The sequence below is a fragment of the Methyloversatilis sp. genome (genome assembly GCF_030698125.1).
Taxonomy (GTDB): domain Bacteria; phylum Pseudomonadota; class Gammaproteobacteria; order Burkholderiales; family Rhodocyclaceae; genus Methyloversatilis.
Map to the genome: position 1 here is coordinate 122,230 of NZ_JAUYNV010000006.1, position 17,651 is coordinate 139,880.

Sequence of the window (17,651 nt, forward strand, 5' to 3'; positions counted from 1 at the left end):
GTTCATGTAGGAAGTCCGTGTACGGGTTGAGTCGGATTGACAAGACGTGCAGGCGTGTCGCCGGCAAGCCGACACTGACCCTAGCGCGTTGCCGCCGGGCTGACCGTCTGCCAGCGCACAAATCTCCCGTGCGTCGTGGCGGCGCTGTCAGTTGCCGGGCGCGAACGCGTTTGTCGCAGAGCCAGTCTCGGGCAGCACGTAGATCACCGCTGGCTTCAGCGATTGCGGACCGGGCCGGATGTGGCGGTCATAGAAGGCCCCAGGCACATTGATGCAGCCGTAGGAGATCCGGTTGTCGTCCGGCGTTGCCGTCGCGAGGCGCTCCAGACGTCGTTCCGCGGGCTTTCCGGTACGGACGCGGTGCAGCGACACCGCATTGTCGTAATCGACCCAGGTTACGTCCTCGCCCTTCAGATTCGTCCCCTGTTCCGAAACGAAGCGACCGGCGGGCGTGGTGCGTTCCTCCGGTCTGATCTGGCCCATCGGCCGGTTGCCGATGCCCGGGACCGAGTGGTCGCCGATGGCCGCGCCCAATAGCACCGCAGTCGTGCCGAGCAGGCGTCCGTCCGCGTCGAACGCGAACAGGCGCGCCTGCTTCTTGTCGATGACATGGAACGGCGCGCCAGCGTTGTCCTGCGATTCCTTGATCCCGAGGACGGTGCGGCGCACTTCGGGCGACGCCGCCGCGAGCGCCGGGTCGGTGCCCGGTCCGGCTGCGCCCGCCAGCCCGGGCGGTCCCGACAGCATGGCCAGTGCGACGAGTGCGACACAGTGGGCGGCGCAGTGCCGGGCGCCGCCTTGAAACCGTCGCCATGCCGCCCCCCGGGTGGCAGGTGCGTGCCGCGTGTCAGGCGCTTTCAGTTGCGGTCTGCTCGCGCGGCACGCGGGCTGGTGGTGCTGTCGCCTGCTCCGGTCGCACCTTCATCCGACAGCCTGCGGGCTTCAGCCGCCGAGTCGGTCGAGGCGGCATTCGATGAATTCATGCGCAGCCGTTCGTCGGCGCTGGTGTTGTTCATCCGTTCCTGCGCGGCGGAACCCGGCTGTGCCGCGCTGCCCCGGACGGCGTCCGGAGAGGTCGTGAGCGGCTTCTGCGTGCTTTCGATCGCAGGGTGTGCAGGGGGTGCCGGTGTCTGCGTGGTCGCCGGGTCAGCGATCAGCGGGCTGCTGACCGTGCCGCTTGAACCCGCTGCCTTCGCCGGGTCGGACGGGGAGGACTGGGCCAGCGCATAGCCGGACAGCGCAAGCGCGGTAGCGCCTGCAAAGAGCATGTTCGATATTTTCACGGGATGTACCTCGGGTAGGGTGGGCCGGCTGGCCGGATTGGCGCAGCCGGATGACCCAACATAGGCGTCCCGTCAGTCCTGTTCCGTGCGACAGCGAACCAATCACGCCGACCTGATCGGGCGCGCGAACCCGCCCGTGGCCGCGTCAGGGCGGATAGCTGTAGCCGCTGCGGAAGAATTCGCGGATCAGGAAGTCCTCCAGCTGGGCGTTGTTCTCCGGTGCTGCCGACAGCACGACGGTGCGGCCGAGCACGCGCGATTCCCAGTTGAAATTGCCCTGGTAGTAGCGGCGGATCAGTTCGATCATGCGCTTGACCAGCGCACGCTCGATGTCGCCGCCGACACCGGCATCGACCTCGATGTATTCACGGCGTGCATTGACCGCGTCGGTGGTCCAGCCGCGGAACACGAAAGACGCCGTCCGTACGCCCTTGCGGGTGATCTGGAACACGCCGCTGGTGCCCGACTGCAGGTTGCGCTTGATGTTCGCCATGGCGATCTCGTCCGCGCTGAGCACCCGCTCGCGCGCGATGCCCGCAGCAGTCTCTTTCCCTTCCGAGGCTTCGGCCGCCTGCCGTCGTTCGCGCTGCCGATTGACGTACGACGCCATGTCGGTCGGTTCGTCGTCGAGTTTCGGCCGGGTCTGCGCCGGCGGCGGCGGGGCCGGGGCCGGGTCGGGCACCGGCGCACGCAGCACTTCAGGTTGCGGCTTGACCGGGGCGGGCTTGCGGTCTCGCTTGGGTCGCTCGACCTGACGGGTCGGTGGCGGCGGAACGGGCGCCGGTTGCACCGCAGGCGGTTGCGGCTCGGCCCGCGGACGCGGAGCTTCCGGCTGGACCAGGCGGGCGCTGATGGTTTCGCTCGGCGTGCCGGTCAGCGGCAGCTCGGGCAGGCTGTCCTTGTGCAGGATCCAGCCCAGCAGCGCCAGATGCAGGCACACCGCCACCGCCAGCGCGAACAGCACGCTGCGGCGCACGCGCAGGGTCAGGTAGACGACGCCTGGCGGGCTCGTTTCCCAGGCCATGTCGAACGCGTCGAAGCCGAGCGTGGAAGGATGTCGTCGGCGGTGTAAAGCCATCTTCAGGTCTGGCCGCGCGCCGGCAGCATGCGGAGGGGGAAGGTGCACAAGTCGGTGCGGTCAGCGCCGGCACCGGAAGTCGAAGCGCGGACGATACGTGAAATCAGGGGTCTGCGGCAGCTTCGAGGCCGTCAGGAGCGCACCGGTTCCCCGGATGGCGTCGCGAAGACAAGGGCGGGGTCGCCCACCAGCGCTCAGCGCGCCGTCGGCTTGATCTTGCCGCAGTCGTCGGCCAGCCAGCGAGCGTCGGTGTCGGCACTCATCGCGCCTTCGGCAGACTGCATGTTCACCTTTGACGTGAAATGCGTCGGGCTGTCGATGAGGGCTTCGAAATCGCCGCTTGCCTTGGGCTTCGTGCAGGTGATGGTGCCCTTGACCCGGGTCGCGCTGTTGGTGACGTTCGTGTAGCGGCAGTCGCCGTCGGTCTTGCCGGTGTAGACGTTCGCGCCCCTGGCATCCTCCGGCGTGATGCACACCTGCAGCGCGCCGCCGCTGCCCATCGAGACGCCCTGGGCGGCCATCTGCTTCTCCATCATGGCGCGCGCCTCCGGCGGCAGGTTCTTCATCTGCTGCTGCATCATTTCCATCTGCGCCGACATGTCGGGCATGCCCGGTATTGCCAGCTTCGACTTGAATTCCCACAGGCCGGGCTTGATGTCGGCGGCGTGTGCGCTGCCGAAGGCGCACAGGGCAAGGGTGAGTGCGGCGGTCAGTCGTGTATTCAAGATGTGGCTCCTTCGGGATCGGTGGCAGGCGGCACCGGCGCGACGTAACTGGCAATCAGGATAAGTGCGCCGATCCCGAGCAGGGAGGCGGTCCATTCGACAGTGCCCGCGCTGGCCAGATCGATCATCAGCAATTTGGCACCCACCGCAGCGAGCAGCGCGAAACCGGCGAACCACAGGGTACGCGCGCCGTTGCGGGTGGCGTGGATCATCAGTCCGAGTGCGCTCAGCGTCCAGGTCAGCGACAGCGTGGCCTGCAGCAGCGTGGACTGGAACATGGCTTGTGTCGACCAGGCCACCCCGGCCAGATGATGCACGCTGCGCGCGGCCAGCGCCGACACCCAAAGCAGGCCGACGGCACCGGTCAGCGGCACCGGCAGCAGTGGCTGCGGACGGCCAAGTGTCAGCCACAGCAGCGCAGCGATGCAGGCTACATCGAGGGCCGAGGCGAGCGGCAGGTAGCGCAATGCCGAACCGCCATCGTGCGCCAGTTGCAGTGCCGCGACCGACAACAGGAGCAGCGCGGCGACCGGTCGCAGCACGTAGCCGACGTAGCAGTCGCGTTGCGCGCTCCAGGGCCATTCGTCGCGATCGTCGGCCAGTGCTCGCTGCAGCGTGACGCCGGCCATCAGCCAGAGCATGATCCAGGCGAGCCAGCGCCACAGGTCCTGCCCGGGCAGCCACACGTCCAGCCAGCTGCTGGCTTCGACGCCGACCGACAGCAGCAGCGTCCATGCCGTCGCAACATGGCGGAAGCGGCTGAATCGGCCGGCACCGTCTTCGTCCTGCCGGCGCAGGATCCACAGATGGGTGGCCCAGGCGAGCGGCAGCGCCAGTGCCATCGCGCCGAACAGAAGATGGTGCTGCATGTCCCAGCCGACCAGGCTGCCCGCCCACAGCACCGGCAGCGACAAGGTTGCGAGTGTGCGTGCGGTGACGAAGTTGCGGCGGCGTCCCTGCTGTTCGGCGAATGCCGCGCTGGCCATCGCAAACAGCAGCGCCAGCGCCGGCTGCAGCGCGGACGGGGCGAAATCGTCGATGTCGGCCAGGCCGCCGAACAGCCACCAGCCGGCCAGCCAGACGGTCAGTGCCTGCGGCAATCCGTCACCGGTTGCCGCCGTGACGCGCAGCACGCGCACCGATGCGAGTGCCGCACCGGCCATCAGCAGGCAGCCCAGCGTGCGGCCATTGGCCAGCGGCCAGGCCAGCGTCAGCTCAGGCAGCGCGGCGACCAGCCACAGGCCGGCCAGCCCTTGCAGTGCCGCGCCGGCCCACAGCGTGAGCCTGGATCCGCGCACGCAGCCGTACCACAGCGCGGCCGCTCCCTCGACCGCGTAGACCGCAGCGGTCATCTGCAGGTCGAGCGCCAGCGGCACGGCCAGCGTCAGCAGCGCCGCGCCGATGCCGGCGTGCGCACGGAAGGCCAGTGACGCATCCGGCGCGCGCGCCCGCAGCAGCCAGGCCAGCCCGAGGTAGTACAGGCCGGCGGCAACCGCACTGAGTGCGTCGCCATACTCGAACGGCTGCATCAGCGCGCTCTGCAGCACGCCGGCCGCCAGCGGCGGGCCGAACAGCAGGCTGCCGGCGTTCCAGCCCGATTCCCTGTCTGCTTCGCGCGGCACACGTGCCACCGTCAGCGCAACCCGGGTGGCGCTGAACAGCAGGAAGAACGCGATCAGGAAGCCCTGCACCGCGAGATAGTCGTCCGGCGTGTAGCTGCGCAGCCCCCAGCCCGTACCGACAACGAAGGTGAACAGGAAGCCGGCGAGTATCAGTGCGCGCCAGGCGTGGCGCCAGGACAGCGCGATGATGAAAATGTCGAGCAGCAGGATGTAGGACAGCAGCACGATGTGGTCGCCCTGTCCGGTGGTGGCGAGCACTGGTGCCACGAAGGCGCCGGACAGGCCGAGCAGCGCCAGACTTTGCGCCGACTGACGCGCGGCCATCAGCGCGCAGGCGGCACCCAGCGCGGCGAACAGTCCGAAGGCCGGCGCCGGACCGATGAAGCCATAGCGCTCCAGCGCGAAATAGACCGACAGATAGAGCAGCGCAAAGCCGCCGCCCTGCACCGCCAGTGCGAACATGCGGCGCGGCCCGTCGCCGGTCATGCGCCAGCTGGCGACGATCATGACCAGCCCGACCGCCAGCGCGCCGGCAAGTCGCAGCTCCGGCGGCAGCAGGCCGGCCTGCGCGGCCAGCCGCAGCGCCGACGCGACACCGAAGAACAGCACGACGACGCCGATGCGCGCCAGCGGATTGCCGCCCATCAGGCGCGCCGACAGGGCCGACCACGATGGGCTGGCGGAGGGGCTGCCGGATTCGGGCGCGGCCGGGTCTGTGCTCCCTGCGACTGCAGCGACCCGCACCCCGGGTGCATGCAGCGCATCGAGCGGGGCGGCCTGCGCGCTGACGGCCGGCGGCGTCGGCGAAACGATCGGCGCAGCCGCAGGATCTAGGATGGGCGCGACTGTGACCACGACGTCCGGTGATGCTGCCTCGGCCGGCGGCGCAGCGCTGCGCTCGCGCTGCAGCGCGGTCAGCGCGTCGTACAGCCAGCGTGACTTGTCATCGAGCTCGCGAAGTTTCTGCGTCAGGTCGCGTTCCCGCTGTGCGCTGCGGGCGCTGATCCACAGGCCGGCGGCCAGGCCGACGGCGGCGCCAAAGAAGCTTTCGATCTCGCCGTGCGCAGCCCCCGCGACGAGGCCGAGCAGACAGAGCATGGCGGTCAGCATGACAGGCGCCTCATCGCCGGCACCTCATCGCCGTTCGCCGCGCAGCCCGGCGACGATGGTCTGCAGCGCCGCCGGCGTCGCGGCGTCCGGCGCAATGGCGTCGCCCGCCACCAGTTCGATGCGGCTGAACGGACCGCGCCGCGGCACCCGGCACATTGCCGACCCGTCCTTGCGCGAGAAGAAACTGCCCCACAGGCCACGCAGCGCGAGTGGAATGACCGGCACCGGCGTGCGCCCCACGATGCGCGTGATGCCCGGTTTGAACGGGTAAAGCTCGCCGGTATCGGTGATGCGTCCTTCCGGGAACAGGCCCACCAGGTCACCGGCCTCGAGCGCCGTGGCGATGTCGTCGTAAGCGCGTTCGAGCAGCACCGGGTCTTCCTTTGCCGGGGCGATCGGAATGCAGCGATTGGTGCGGAACACGAAGCTCAGGATGGGCGTGCGGAAAATGCGGTGGTCCATGACGAAGCGGATCGGCCGCCGGCACGCGGCCGTGATGACCAGTGCGTCGACGAAGCTCACATGGTTGCATACGACGATGGCCGGGCCGTCGTCCGGGATGCGTTCCAGATCACGCGTGTCGAGCCGGTACACCGTGTGGATCAATATCCACACGATGAAGCGCATCAGGAACTCCGGCACCAGCGTGTAGATGTAGATCGCGACCACGGCGTTGAACAGTGCAGTCACCAGAAACAGCTGCGGAATGTCCAGGCCGGCGCGGAACAGCAGCAGGCTGACCAGCGCCGACACCACCATGAAACCCGCATTGAGGATGTTGTTGGCGGCGATGACGCGTGCAACATGATGCTTCTCGCAGCGGCTCTGGATCAACGCATACAGGGGCACGATGTAGATGCCGCCGGCGGTGCCGATCAGCGCGATGTCGATCAGCAGCCGCCAGTGCGCGGTCTGCTGCAGGAAGTCCGCCGCGCTGCCGTCGTACGCGGCCGGTGCTGCCGGCGTGGCGAAGAACAGATCGATGCCGAACAGCGTCAGACCGATGGCACCGAACGGCACCAGACCGATTTCCACCTTGCCGCCTGACAATCTTTCGCACGCCAGCGAACCGGCGCCCACGCCGATCGAGAACACCGCAAGCAGCACGATGAACACGCCTTCGCCGCCGCCCAGCACGTCGGCGGCATAGACCGGAAACTGTGCCAGCAGCGTCGCACCATAGAACCAGAACCACGACACGCCGAGCAGCGACAGCCACACCGTGCGGTTGCCGGTGGCAAAGCGCAACGTTTCGCGCGTGGCGCTGAGCGGGTTCCAGTCCAGTCGCATCGCCGGTTCCGGCGCCAGCGACAGCGGGATGCCGCGACTGGTCCACCAGCCGGTCACGGCCAGCGCGAGCACGACCAGCGCGATGGCGCCGGCCGAGGTGTTGCCGACCAGCCAGGCGCCGAGGATCTGTCCGCCGAGAATGGCGACGAACGTGCCCGATTCGACCAGCCCGTTGCCGCCGACCAGTTCGCCGTCATGCAGATGCTGTGGCAGGTAGGCGTACTTGACCGGCCCGAACAGCGTCGACTGCGTGCCCATCAGGAACAGTGCCAGCACCAGCGCCGGCAGATTGCCGGCGATGAAGCCCCAGGCGCCGAGCGCCATGACGACGATTTCCAGCAGTTTGCTCATGCGGGCCAGCATGGCGCGGTCGTACTTGTCGGCGAGCTGGCCGCAGGTGGCCGAAAACAGGAAGAAGGGCAGGATGAACACGCCCGGCAGTACGGTGGCGAGCAGCCCGGGCGACAGGTCGGTGATGCTGCCGGCCCGGAAGGTGAGCAGCGTGATCAATGCGGTCTTGAAGACGTTGTCGTTCAGCGCGCCCAGCAGCTGGGTCAGGAAGAAGGGCCGGAAGCGGCCTTCCTTCAACAGGTGGAATTGAGAACTCATGCGGGGCCCCGGTCAGCGGCGGAACAGCCGGCTCAGCAGCCACAGCGCGACCGCGCCGAGCGCCACCAGCCAGACGATGAGCGCGCGGCGCGACGCCGGCGGCGCCTCCTTCGGTGCCGATGCGTCGCGCAGCTCGTCGGGGAAGGGCCGTGGCGGGGCCGGACGGACGATCCATTGCGCTCGCTCGGCCGGCACCCGCGCGGCATACTCGTCATAGGACGTGACCGGCGCGCCGCCGAAGGCACGCGACGACGGGATCTGCGGAACGTGGATGTACAGCAGCGCTTCGACGTCGTCGGCCAGCAGGCGCTCGAGGCCCTGTCCGGCCGCCTTGCCGGCCGCCAGCCGGCCGAGCAGGTCGCTGCCTGCGACGTTGAAGGCGACGAACGGAAACAGGCCGCTGCGTTCCGCACTCATGTAGTCGAAGGCCTGCAGGCCGCTGGCCAGGCTCCGCTCCTTGAGCGCCATCCAGGGCAGGCCGAGCCAGGCTTTCGGTTTCGATGTCGGGCCCAGCTGCGGCACCGCCCAGCCGAGCGAACGCAGCGTATCGAGACTGATGCCGGCGCAGTTGGCGGTGGCGTGGCGGTAGCTGAAATCGTGCCGGTAGAAGTGGCTGAACACGCGGTCGATGCCCTGCTGCACGCGGGCAGCGGCGCGCGGCTCGCGCAGCACGGCGACCAGCACCGCGGAAGGTCGGTACCAGGACTGACCGGCGTTGAGATCGGTCAGGTAGGCGTCCATCGGCAGCGTGGCGGCCACGATGCCCTTTTCGCTCCAGGCATCGAGGTTGTAGAAATTGTTCACCAGCCAGTCGCTCCACTGGCCGTCCTCGCCGAGCACGCCGGTGGCCAGCGCGAAATGGCCGCCATGTGCTTCGTCGTCGTCGCCCTGGGCGCCGTTGAGCACCAGTGCAAGCACCGGCTTGCCGCCGGCCGAGCGCACCGCGCCGGGCGTGCGTTCCCACAGCAGGCGAACCGATGGCGGCTGGCGCACACCGCCCTCGTTCGCGCGCACCAGCGTGGCCAGCGTTTCGCCGTCGCGCAGCGGGTCGGCGCGCAACGCGGTCAGGTCGATGTCAAAACCCTGCGGCCAGAGGGTGCGCGCGGTGAAGCCGCCGGCACTCGCCTCTCCGCGCAGCGTCAGCGACTGGCCCTGCAGCCACGCCACGCTGTCCGCGTTGAACCAGGACACGTTCGATGCCAGTTGTGGCACCAGCGAAAACGCAAGGCTTTCGTCGTCACCGACCTCGAGCCGGGTACCGTCGGCAGTCAGGCGCGCGCCGGTCAGGACATGGGGCGAGCCGATCCAGATCAACGGCGGATGCGTCGCCTCGGCGCCGGCGTCGTTTGCCTGCGCCCAGGTGCGTACATCGTCCTGCGCAGCCAGCGCGGGATCGAATCCGCTCGCCGGTGCCAGCGGCACGGCGATCCAGTCGTCCTGGAAGTACCACAGTGCTTGCGGCGCTGCTGCGCATCCGTCGCAAACTCCCTTGACGGCGCGAAAACCGGTCGCGTCATGCAGACCGAGTCGTCCGCCGGACGCTGCGTCGGACGCGGGCAGGGCAGGGTGCGCGAAAGTCATCATCAGGACCAGTGTAAGCAGATGGCGCGCGGCGGGCGTCACAGCACGATCTCCGCTGCCGGCGGATGACCCAGGAAATTCACCGGGCTGGCGCTCGCGCCGTAGGCGCCGGACTGGAACACCACGAGCAGATCGCCCGGCTGGGAGACCGGCAGCGTGATGTCGCGCGCCAGCACATCGAACGGCGCGCACAGCGGCCCGGCGATGCTGACGCATTCCGTTCCGGCGCGCGGTACGGCCTGCAGCAGCGTTATCGGCAGATTGGCGGGTTGCGCACGATCCGGCTGCAGGGTCGCGTGCAGGTGATGGTGGGCACCGCCGTCAGCCACCAGCCAGGTGCGCCCGCGTACCGTCTTGCGGTCAAGGATGCGACAGACATAGATACCGGCTTCTCCGACGAGGTAGCGACCCGGTTCGAGCGCAATGCGCGCAGCCGGATGCGCTGCCTTCAGCCGTGCGTCGATGTGGTGCAGGTGCGCGGTGACCGCAGCCATGTCGAGCGGTGCTTCCGCTGCGCTCGCCGGGATGCCGAAGCCGCCACCCAGATTGAGCCAGTCCAGTGCCAGCCCGGCGTCATCGGATGCGCGCAGCGCATCGGCCGTGCAGAACGCATGCAGCGCCATCACTGCGTCGGCGTCGAGCATGCGCGACGCGCAGTAATAGTGAAAGCCGGCGAATGTGAGTCGGTGGTCGCGCAACCCGCGCAGTGCCGCCGGAAGCTGGTCGCTGTCGATGCCGAATACACCCGCTTCATTCATGCGCACCTGCGTGCCGGACACGGCAACATCCGGATTGACGCGCACTGCAACCCGCGCGGGCCGGCCTTCGTGTGCCGCGATGCGCGCAATGCGACCGATCTCGCCGATCGATTCCGCGCACAGGCGCACGCCTTTGCGCACCGCAAGTGTGAGGTCCGCATCGCTTTTGCCCGGTCCGGTGAAACCCAGCTGCGCTCCGTCGAACCCGGCCGCCAGCGCGCGCCGGATTTCCTCGCCCGAGCTGACGTCGGCGCCATCCAGTCGTGGCGCCAGCCGGCGCAGCAACGCCGGCAGCGGATTGGCCTTCACCGCATAACAGAGCAATGTGTCGGCGGGCAGTTGCGCGCGCAGCGTGTCGATGCGCCATTCGATCGCAGCCGCGTCATACGCGAAGAACGGTGTGCAGCCGATGCGACCGGCGAGTGCGGAAACGTCGAGTCCGGCGAAGGCCGGGTTGGTCGATCTTGTACGGCAGAGCGTACCGGCGGTGTTCATCGGTGATCTTCCAGATAGTCGATCACGCTCTGCAGGTGGCCGATCAATGTTGCGGCACAGAGCCGGAAATGGATTTCGCGGCCGTGTCGCGACCGTTCGAGTATGCCGGCGTCGCACAGCAGCTTCAGGTGGTGCGAAACGGTCGTGCGGCTCAACGTCGAAGCCCGGGCGATGTCGCTGGCGTTCAGTTGGGCGCCCGGCTGGAACAGCAGCAGGATGCGCTGGCGTTCTTCATCGCCCAGCGCCGCAAATACTTGCGACAGGTGCAGCCATTCCGGCGGGATGTCCGATCGGCACGTGCTTTTCATGTCGAAAAATATCGACTAATTGACGCGCCTCGTCAACCCCGGTACATGTTGCAGCGCAACCGGGGGGCGGTATCGTCACCTTCAATCTGCGCTCCGCTTGAATTGACCCGTCTTGTAAGCTCATGTATCATCGCGGACTTTGTGTGTGGCGCATAAGTTCCACGTGTGCCGCTGCAATGCAGTTGGGGATGTCGCGCAAGCGACGCTGACGTAGTTGATCGGACAGGTTCGCGCAGTGGGCCGGAAAGTCGCTGTGCAACGGAAAGAGCAGGCATGCTGAAGGCGGTCATGCTGCAGCTTTCGCTGATCCTGGTCACTACCGGTTGTGCGCTGTTGTTCGGTGGGACGCTTGCGGGGTTGTCGGTGCTGCTGGGCGGTTTGAGCTACGCGCTCCCGTCATTGCTGTTCGCCCTCAGGTTGAACCGTCTGACAAGGGCTGCCTCGGCGTCCGGCAACGCATATCCGCTCGAATTCTTCTTCGGCGAGGCGATCAAGATCCTCTCGACGATTGGACTGCTGGCGTTGAGCCTTTACCTCGTGCCGGACCTCATGTGGGGCTGGTTTGTCGGAGGTCTGGCCGTCGCGCTGCAGGCTGGTTTTTTTGCTTTCTTGCTCAAACACTGACATGGCATCCGGAACCGAACTGACGCACGCCGCTCCCACCGCGGGCGAGTACATCGCCCACCACCTCACGTTTCTGAACAATTCCGGCGAAATGCAGGCCAACCTGATTGATTTCGGGTTGTACAACGTCGATACGCTGTTCTATTCGATCGTGCTCGGCCTGCTGACGGTGTTCCTGTTGCACCGCGCCGCTGCCAAGGCCACGTCGGGCGTTCCGGGCCGTTTCCAGGCCGCTGTCGAAATCCTCGTTGAAATGGTTGCCGATCAGGCCAAGGGCATGATCCACAGTGAAGAGTCGCGTCGCTTCGTGGCGCCGCTCGCGCTGACCGTATTCATCTGGATCTTCTTCATGAATGCGATGGACCTGCTGCCGGTCGATCTGCTGCCGCGCATCTGGGAAGGCGTCTATTCCGCTGCAGGTCACGATCCGCATCACGCCTACATGCGCGTCGTGCCGACCGCCGACATCAATGCAACGATGGGCATGTCGATTGCCGTATTGCTGCTGTGCCTGTACTACAACGTAAAGATCAAGGGTGCCGGCGGCTGGTTCCACGAATTGATTTCGGCTCCGTTCGGCAACCACATCCTGCTGGCGCCGTTCAACTTCGCGATGAACGTCATCGAATTCCTCGCGAAGACCGTCTCGCACGGCATGCGGTTGTTCGGCAACATGTTTGCAGGCGAACTCATTTTCATGCTGATCGCGCTGATGGGTGGCGCATGGACCGGCATGAACGCACCGAGCATCCTGCTCGCCGCCGGCCATTTCGTTGCCGGCCTGTCCTGGGCGATCTTTCACATCCTGGTGATCACGCTGCAGGCATTCATTTTCATGATGCTGACGCTGGTGTACATCGGCCAGGCGCATGACGGTCACTGATTTGCTGTTCATCAGGTTGTCGTAGTTTTTTAATTTTTATCATTAAGGAGTTGTTATGGAACTGGGATTCGTTGCTATCGCCTGCGGTCTGATCATCGGCCTCGGCGCTCTGGGTGCTTGTATCGGTATCGCACTGATGGGCGGCAAGTACCTCGAAGCATCGGCACGCCAGCCCGAGTTGATGAACGCGCTGCAGGTCAAGATGTTCCTGCTGGCCGGCCTGATCGACGCTGCGTTCATTATCGGTCTCGGTATTGCGCTCTGGTTCGCCACGTCGACCTTCCTGAAGTAAGACAGGCAACCGCCCCAACACCGACTCATTGAAGGGAAAGTTGCCGTGAATCTGAACGCAACGCTCATCATCCAGCTCGTGGTGTTCCTGTCGTTCGTGTGGTTTACGAAGAATTTCGTATGGCCGCCCATCGTCAAGGCACTCGACGAGCGTGCGAAGAAGGTCGCTGACGGACTGGCTGCTGCGGACAAGGCAAAGGCCGATCTGGCCAATGCCGAGAAGCGCTCGATGGAAGAGCTGCGCTCCGCGCGCGAATCTGCCGCCGAGCTCCGCGCAGGCGCCGAAAAGCAGGCCGGCAAGCTGGTCGAGGATGCTCGCGCGGAAGCCAATCGCATCATCGCCGCCGCCCGCGAAGCCGCGACCACCGAAGCCGGTGCCGCTGCCCAGAAGGCCAAGGACGCATTGCGCGATCAGGTGGCAGCGCTTGCCGTCGCCGGTGCCGAACGCATCCTGCGTCGCGAAATCAACGCTCAAACCCACGCCGATCTGCTCTCCAACCTGAAACAGGAATTGAGCTGACACCATGGCAGAGAACGTCACCATCGCGCGACCATACGCTGAAGCCGCTTTCCAGCTCGCCAGGGAAGCCGGTGCGCTGTCTGCCTGGGCCGATGCGCTGGGCTGCATGGCGGCCGCAGCGTCCGACCCGGCCGTTCGCCAGCTGTTGTCCGATCCCACCCGCACGTCCGTGGATCGCGGCTTCCTGTTCCTCGCTGCAGTTCCGGGCGAGCTGACCGACGAGCACCGCAGCTTCGTGCGCGTACTGGCCCAGAACAACAGGCTGTCGCTGCTGCCCGAGGTGTGCGAGCAGTTTGTCAGCCTGAAGAACGATCACGAGCTCAATGCCGTGGCCTACGTCAGTTCGGCCTTTCCGATGGACGACGCCACCGTGGCGCGTCTGCTGGCCGATCTGGAACCGCGTTTCGGCCGTCGCCTCGAGGCGAGGGTGAGCATCGATCCGGAATTGATCGGCGGTGTGAAGGTTGCGGTCGGTGACGAAGTGATCGACGCCTCGGTCCGCGGCAAGCTTGCCGCCATGGCCACTGCGCTACAGAACTAGGAGTTTTTTGATGAACCTCAATCCGTCTGAAATCAGCGACCTGATCAAGAGCCGGATCCAGAACCTGCACCTGACCGCGCAGGCACGTACCGAAGGCACCGTGGTATCGGTGACTGACGGCATCGTGCGCGTGCATGGTCTGGATGATGTGCAGCAGGGTGAAATGCTGGAATTCGAAGGCAACACGTTTGGTCTCGCACTGAACCTCGAACGCGACTCCGTCGGCGCCGTGGTGCTCGGTGACTACGAACATATTTCCGAAGGCCAGACCGTCAAGTGCACGGGCCGCATTCTGGAAGTGCCGGTCGGCCCGGAACTGATCGGCCGCGTGGTCAATTCGCTCGGCCAGCCGATCGACGGCAAGGGCACGATCGACGCCAAGATGACCGACAAGGTCGAAAAGGTCGCCCCGGGCGTCATCGCACGTCAATCGGTGTCGCAGCCGGTGCAGACCGGCCTGAAGTCGATCGACTCGATGGTGCCGGTCGGCCGCGGCCAGCGCGAGCTGATCATCGGTGACCGCCAGACCGGCAAGACCGCGGTTGCGATCGACGCCATCATCAACCAGAAGGGTCAGAACATGACCTGCATCTACGTGGCGGTCGGCCAGAAGGCTTCGACCATCGCCAACGTGGTGCGCAAGCTGGAAGAATACGGCGCGATGGCCTATACCATCGTCGTGGCCGCTACGGCATCCGACTCCGCGGCGATGCAGTTCCTCGCACCGTATGCCGGTTGCACGATGGGCGAATACTTCCGCGATCGCGGCGAAGATGCCTTGATCGTCTATGACGATTTGTCGAAGCAAGCTGTCGCCTACCGTCAGATTTCGCTGCTGCTGCGCCGTCCGCCGGGTCGCGAAGCCTACCCGGGCGACGTGTTCTACCTGCACAGCCGTCTGCTCGAGCGCGCCGCCCGCGTGAATCCGGAATTCGTCGAAAAGTTCACCAACGGCGAAGTGAAGGGCAAGACCGGTTCGCTGACCGCGCTGCCCATCATCGAAACGCAGGCCGGCGACGTGTCCGCCTTCGTGCCGACCAACGTGATTTCGATTACCGACGGCCAGATCTTCCTGGAAACCGACCTGTTCAACGCCGGTATCCGCCCCGCCATCAACGCGGGCGTGTCGGTGTCGCGAGTCGGTGGTGCAGCGCAGACCAAGATCATCAAGAAGCTCGGTGGTGGTGTGCGTCTGGCACTGGCCCAGTACCGCGAACTGGCTGCCTTCGCGCAGTTTGCGTCCGACCTCGACGAAGCGACCCGCAAGCAGCTCGAGCGTGGCCGCCGCGTGATGGAACTGATGAAGCAGCCGCAGTACTCGCCGCTGTCCGTCGCGCAGATGGGTGTGTCGCTGTACGCCGCCAACAACGGCTACTTCGACGACGTCGAAGTGCCGCGCGTGCTCGCTTTTGAATCGGCCCTGCACCAATACCTGCAGCAGAAGACCCCTGATCTGATGAACAAGATCGAGTCCACCAAGGACCTCGACGGTGAATCGGAAAAGGCGCTCGCTGCCGCGGTGGCCGAGTTCAAGAAGAGCTGGGCGTAAGCGCGCGGACCGGAGATAACCATGGCCAGCGGAAAAGAAATCCGTACCAAGATCAAGAGCGTGCAAAACACGAAGAAGATCACCAAGGCGATGGAGATGGTGGCTGCATCCAAGATGCGCAAGGCGCAGGACAGGATGCGGGCTGCCCGCCCCTACGCCGACACGATCCGTCGTCTTGCCGCCAATCTGTCCGCCGCCACCGCCAGCGAGTACAAGCACCCCTTCCTCGCGACCGTCGGTCAGATCAAGCGCGTCGGCGTCATCGTCGTCACGACCGACAAGGGTCTGTGCGGCGGCATGAACACCAATGTGCTGCGCCTTGCCCTGAATTCGATGAAGGAATGGGAAGCGAAGGGCGCAACCGAAATCCGCGTTGCCGCTATCGGCAACAAGGGTCTGGGTTTCATGCAGCGCATGGGCGCCAAGGTGGTGTCGCAGGCAACGCAGCTGGGCGACACGCCGCACCTGGAAAAGCTGATCGGCACCGTCAAGGTGATGATCGATGCCTTCCAGGCCGGCGAGCTCGACGCGGTGTACATGTCCTTCACCCGCTTCATCAACACGATGAAGCAGGAGCCGGTGATGGAGCAGCTGCTGCCGCTGACCGGTGATCGCCTCGGTACGCCGCAGGGCACGTGGGATTACCTGTACGAGCCGGACCCGCAGGTGGTGATCGATGAATTGCTCGTCCGTTACGTCGAGGCGCTGGTGTATCAGTCAGTGGCCGAGAACATGGCGTCCGAACAGAGCGCGCGCATGGTGGCCATGAAGGCGGCCTCCGACAATGCGGGCAATGTCATCGGCGAATTGCAGCTGGTCTATAACAAGACCCGCCAGGCGGCGATCACGAAGGAGCTGTCCGAAATCGTCGGCGGCGCCGCTGCAGTCTGATCGCGCACAATGATTTTTTGTATTGGGGATAGACGATGAATACCGGAAACATCGTTCAGTGTATTGGCGCAGTCGTGGACATCCAGTTCCCGCGCGATTCGATACCGAAAGTGTTTGAAGCTCTGACACTCGACGAAGCAGATGGCACGCACACCGCCGAAGCGGGTTTGACGTTTGAAGTCCAGCAACAGCTGGGCGACGGCGTGGTCCGCACGATTGCGCTGGGTTCCAGCGATGGTCTGCGCCGCGGCATGAAGGTGGCAAATACGGGTGCGCCGATCAGCGTGCCGGTTGGCAGCGCAACGCTGGGCCGCATCATGGACGTGCTGGGTCGCCCGATCGACGAAGCAGGCCCGATCCCGACGGACGAGCGCCGCTCGATCCACCAGAAGGCCCCGAAGTTCGACGAGCTGAGCCCGTCGGTCGACCTGCTGCCCACGGGCATCAAGGTGATCGACCTGATCTGCCCGTTCGCCAAGGGCGGCAAGGTGGGTCTGTTCGGTGGCGCCGGCGTCGGCAAGACCGTGAACATGATGGAACTGATCAACAACATCGCGAAGTCGTATGGCGGTTTCTCGGTGTTTGCCGGTGTGGGCGAGCGGACCCGCGAAGGCAACGACTTCTACCACGAGATGGAAGAGTCGAAGGTTCTGGACAAGGTTGCGATGGTGTTCGGCCAGATGAACGAGCCGCCGGGCAACCGTCTTCGTGTGGCGCTGACCGGCCTGACCATGGCCGAGAAGTTCCGCGACGAAGGCCGCGACATCCTGTTCTTCGTCGACAACATCTACCGCTACACGCTGGCCGGTACCGAAGTGTCCGCGCTGCTGGGTCGCATGCCGTCCGCCGTGGGCTACCAGCCGACGCTGGCCGACGAAATGGGCCGCCTGCAGGAACGCATCACTTCGACCAAGGTGGGTTCGATCACGTCGATCCAGGCCGTGTATGTGCCTGCGGATGACTTGACCGACCCGTCGCCCGCGACCACCTTCCAGCATCTGGACGCCACCGTCGTGCTGTCGCGTGACATCGCTTCGCTGGGCATCTACCCGGCGGTCGATCCGCTCGACTCGACCTCGCGCCAGCTCGACCCGCTGGTCGTCGGCGAAGAGCATTACAACTGCGCCCGCAAGGTGCAGATGACGCTGCAGCGCTACAAGGAGCTGCGGGACATCATCGCCATTCTGGGCATGGACGAACTGTCGCCGGAGGACAAGCTGGCCGTGTCCCGTGCGCGCAAGATCCAGCGTTTCCTGTCGCAGCCGTTCAACGTGGCCGAAGTCTTCACCGGTTCGCCGGGCAAGATCGTGCCGCTGGCCGACACGATCAAGGGCTTCAACATGATCGTCAATGGTGAGTGCGACCACCTGCCGGAACAGGCCTTCTACATGGTCGGCGGCATCGAGGAAGCGTTCGAAAAGGCGAAAACCCTGCAGTAATGCACCGGCGTGTGCGGTGACGGGTTCGCCCGCTGCCGCACACGGGCAGCATTC

Annotated in this window: 17 protein-coding genes; 8 read left to right on the plus strand and 9 right to left on the minus strand. The window is 65.7% G+C overall.

All coding sequences use genetic code 11. From position 1 onward, the window contains the following. Positions 1-147: 147 nt before the first annotated feature. The 9 genes from Q8Q80_RS03050 to Q8Q80_RS03090 all read right to left on the minus strand — a co-directional run bounded on the left by Q8Q80_RS03050 (position 148) and on the right by Q8Q80_RS03090 (position 10,859). A complete protein-coding gene (locus Q8Q80_RS03050; protein ID WP_305631515.1) occupies positions 148-747 on the minus strand; it encodes a hypothetical protein in 600 nt (199 codons plus the stop codon). 110 nt (positions 748-857) lie between these two features. Next, entirely contained in the window at positions 858-1,283 is a 426-nt protein-coding gene (locus Q8Q80_RS03055; protein ID WP_305631516.1) for a hypothetical protein, read from the minus strand. Between the two features lie 145 nt (positions 1,284-1,428). Then, positions 1,429-2,307, minus strand: a complete 879-nt coding sequence (locus tag Q8Q80_RS03060; protein WP_305631517.1) for a hypothetical protein — start codon at positions 2,305-2,307, stop codon at positions 1,429-1,431. Positions 2,308-2,555: 248 nt separating this feature from the next. Beyond that, positions 2,556-3,086: a DUF3617 domain-containing protein gene (locus Q8Q80_RS03065; protein ID WP_305631518.1), complete on the minus strand. Its 531-nt coding sequence runs from the start codon at positions 3,084-3,086 to the stop codon at positions 2,556-2,558. Next, on the minus strand, positions 3,083-5,818 hold the full coding sequence (locus tag Q8Q80_RS03070; RefSeq protein WP_305631519.1) for a DUF2339 domain-containing protein: 2,736 nt from the start codon (positions 5,816-5,818) through the stop codon (positions 3,083-3,085). Before Q8Q80_RS03070 ends, Q8Q80_RS03065 begins: the two co-directional genes overlap by 4 nt. Positions 5,819-5,842: 24 nt before the next feature. Further along, on the minus strand, positions 5,843-7,717 hold the full coding sequence (locus Q8Q80_RS03075) for an MFS transporter (RefSeq protein WP_305631520.1): 1,875 nt from the start codon (positions 7,715-7,717) through the stop codon (positions 5,843-5,845). A gap of 12 nt (positions 7,718-7,729) precedes the next feature. Then, entirely contained in the window at positions 7,730-9,301 is a 1,572-nt protein-coding gene (locus Q8Q80_RS03080; RefSeq protein ID WP_305631521.1) for a hypothetical protein, read from the minus strand. Between the two features lie 35 nt (positions 9,302-9,336). Further along, entirely contained in the window at positions 9,337-10,551 is a 1,215-nt protein-coding gene (locus Q8Q80_RS03085; protein WP_305631522.1) for an alanine racemase, read from the minus strand. Continuing rightward, on the minus strand, positions 10,548-10,859 hold the full coding sequence (locus Q8Q80_RS03090) for a helix-turn-helix transcriptional regulator (protein ID WP_305631523.1): 312 nt from the start codon (positions 10,857-10,859) through the stop codon (positions 10,548-10,550). The genes Q8Q80_RS03085 and Q8Q80_RS03090 overlap by 4 nt, the downstream gene beginning before the upstream one ends. A 273-nt stretch (positions 10,860-11,132) precedes the next feature. On the opposite strand from Q8Q80_RS03090, the gene Q8Q80_RS03095 reads away from it, so the two are divergent. Genes Q8Q80_RS03095 through atpD form a run of 8 tightly spaced genes read left to right on the plus strand, consistent with a single transcriptional unit; the run spans position 11,133 to position 17,597 of the window. Then, positions 11,133-11,483: an ATP synthase subunit I gene (locus Q8Q80_RS03095; RefSeq protein WP_305631524.1), complete on the plus strand. Its 351-nt coding sequence runs from the start codon at positions 11,133-11,135 to the stop codon at positions 11,481-11,483. Position 11,484: 1 nt separating this feature from the next. Beyond that, a complete protein-coding gene (atpB, locus tag Q8Q80_RS03100; RefSeq protein WP_305631525.1) occupies positions 11,485-12,366 on the plus strand; it encodes a F0F1 ATP synthase subunit A in 882 nt (293 codons plus the stop codon). A gap of 55 nt (positions 12,367-12,421) precedes the next feature. Then, on the plus strand, positions 12,422-12,658 hold the full coding sequence (gene atpE, locus Q8Q80_RS03105) for a F0F1 ATP synthase subunit C (RefSeq protein ID WP_069038773.1): 237 nt from the start codon (positions 12,422-12,424) through the stop codon (positions 12,656-12,658). Positions 12,659-12,703: 45 nt separating this feature from the next. Further along, complete coding sequence (locus Q8Q80_RS03110; protein WP_069038772.1) at positions 12,704-13,177, plus strand: F0F1 ATP synthase subunit B; 474 nt, start codon at positions 12,704-12,706, stop codon at positions 13,175-13,177. Between the two features lie 4 nt (positions 13,178-13,181). Beyond that, complete coding sequence (locus Q8Q80_RS03115; RefSeq protein WP_069038771.1) at positions 13,182-13,718, plus strand: F0F1 ATP synthase subunit delta; 537 nt, start codon at positions 13,182-13,184, stop codon at positions 13,716-13,718. Positions 13,719-13,728: 10 nt separating this feature from the next. Then, the gene (gene atpA, locus Q8Q80_RS03120) at positions 13,729-15,267 is read left to right on the plus strand and encodes a F0F1 ATP synthase subunit alpha (RefSeq protein ID WP_305631526.1); all 1,539 of its coding nucleotides are present in this window, start codon (positions 13,729-13,731) and stop codon (positions 15,265-15,267) included. A gap of 21 nt (positions 15,268-15,288) precedes the next feature. Then, positions 15,289-16,158 carry a F0F1 ATP synthase subunit gamma gene (atpG, locus tag Q8Q80_RS03125; RefSeq protein ID WP_305614689.1) on the plus strand — a complete coding sequence of 290 codons (870 nt, stop codon included), beginning with the start codon at positions 15,289-15,291 and terminating at the stop codon, positions 16,156-16,158. Between the two features lie 35 nt (positions 16,159-16,193). After that, the gene (gene atpD / locus Q8Q80_RS03130; protein WP_069038768.1) at positions 16,194-17,597 is read left to right on the plus strand and encodes a F0F1 ATP synthase subunit beta; all 1,404 of its coding nucleotides are present in this window, start codon (positions 16,194-16,196) and stop codon (positions 17,595-17,597) included. Positions 17,598-17,651: the final 54 nt, after the last annotated feature.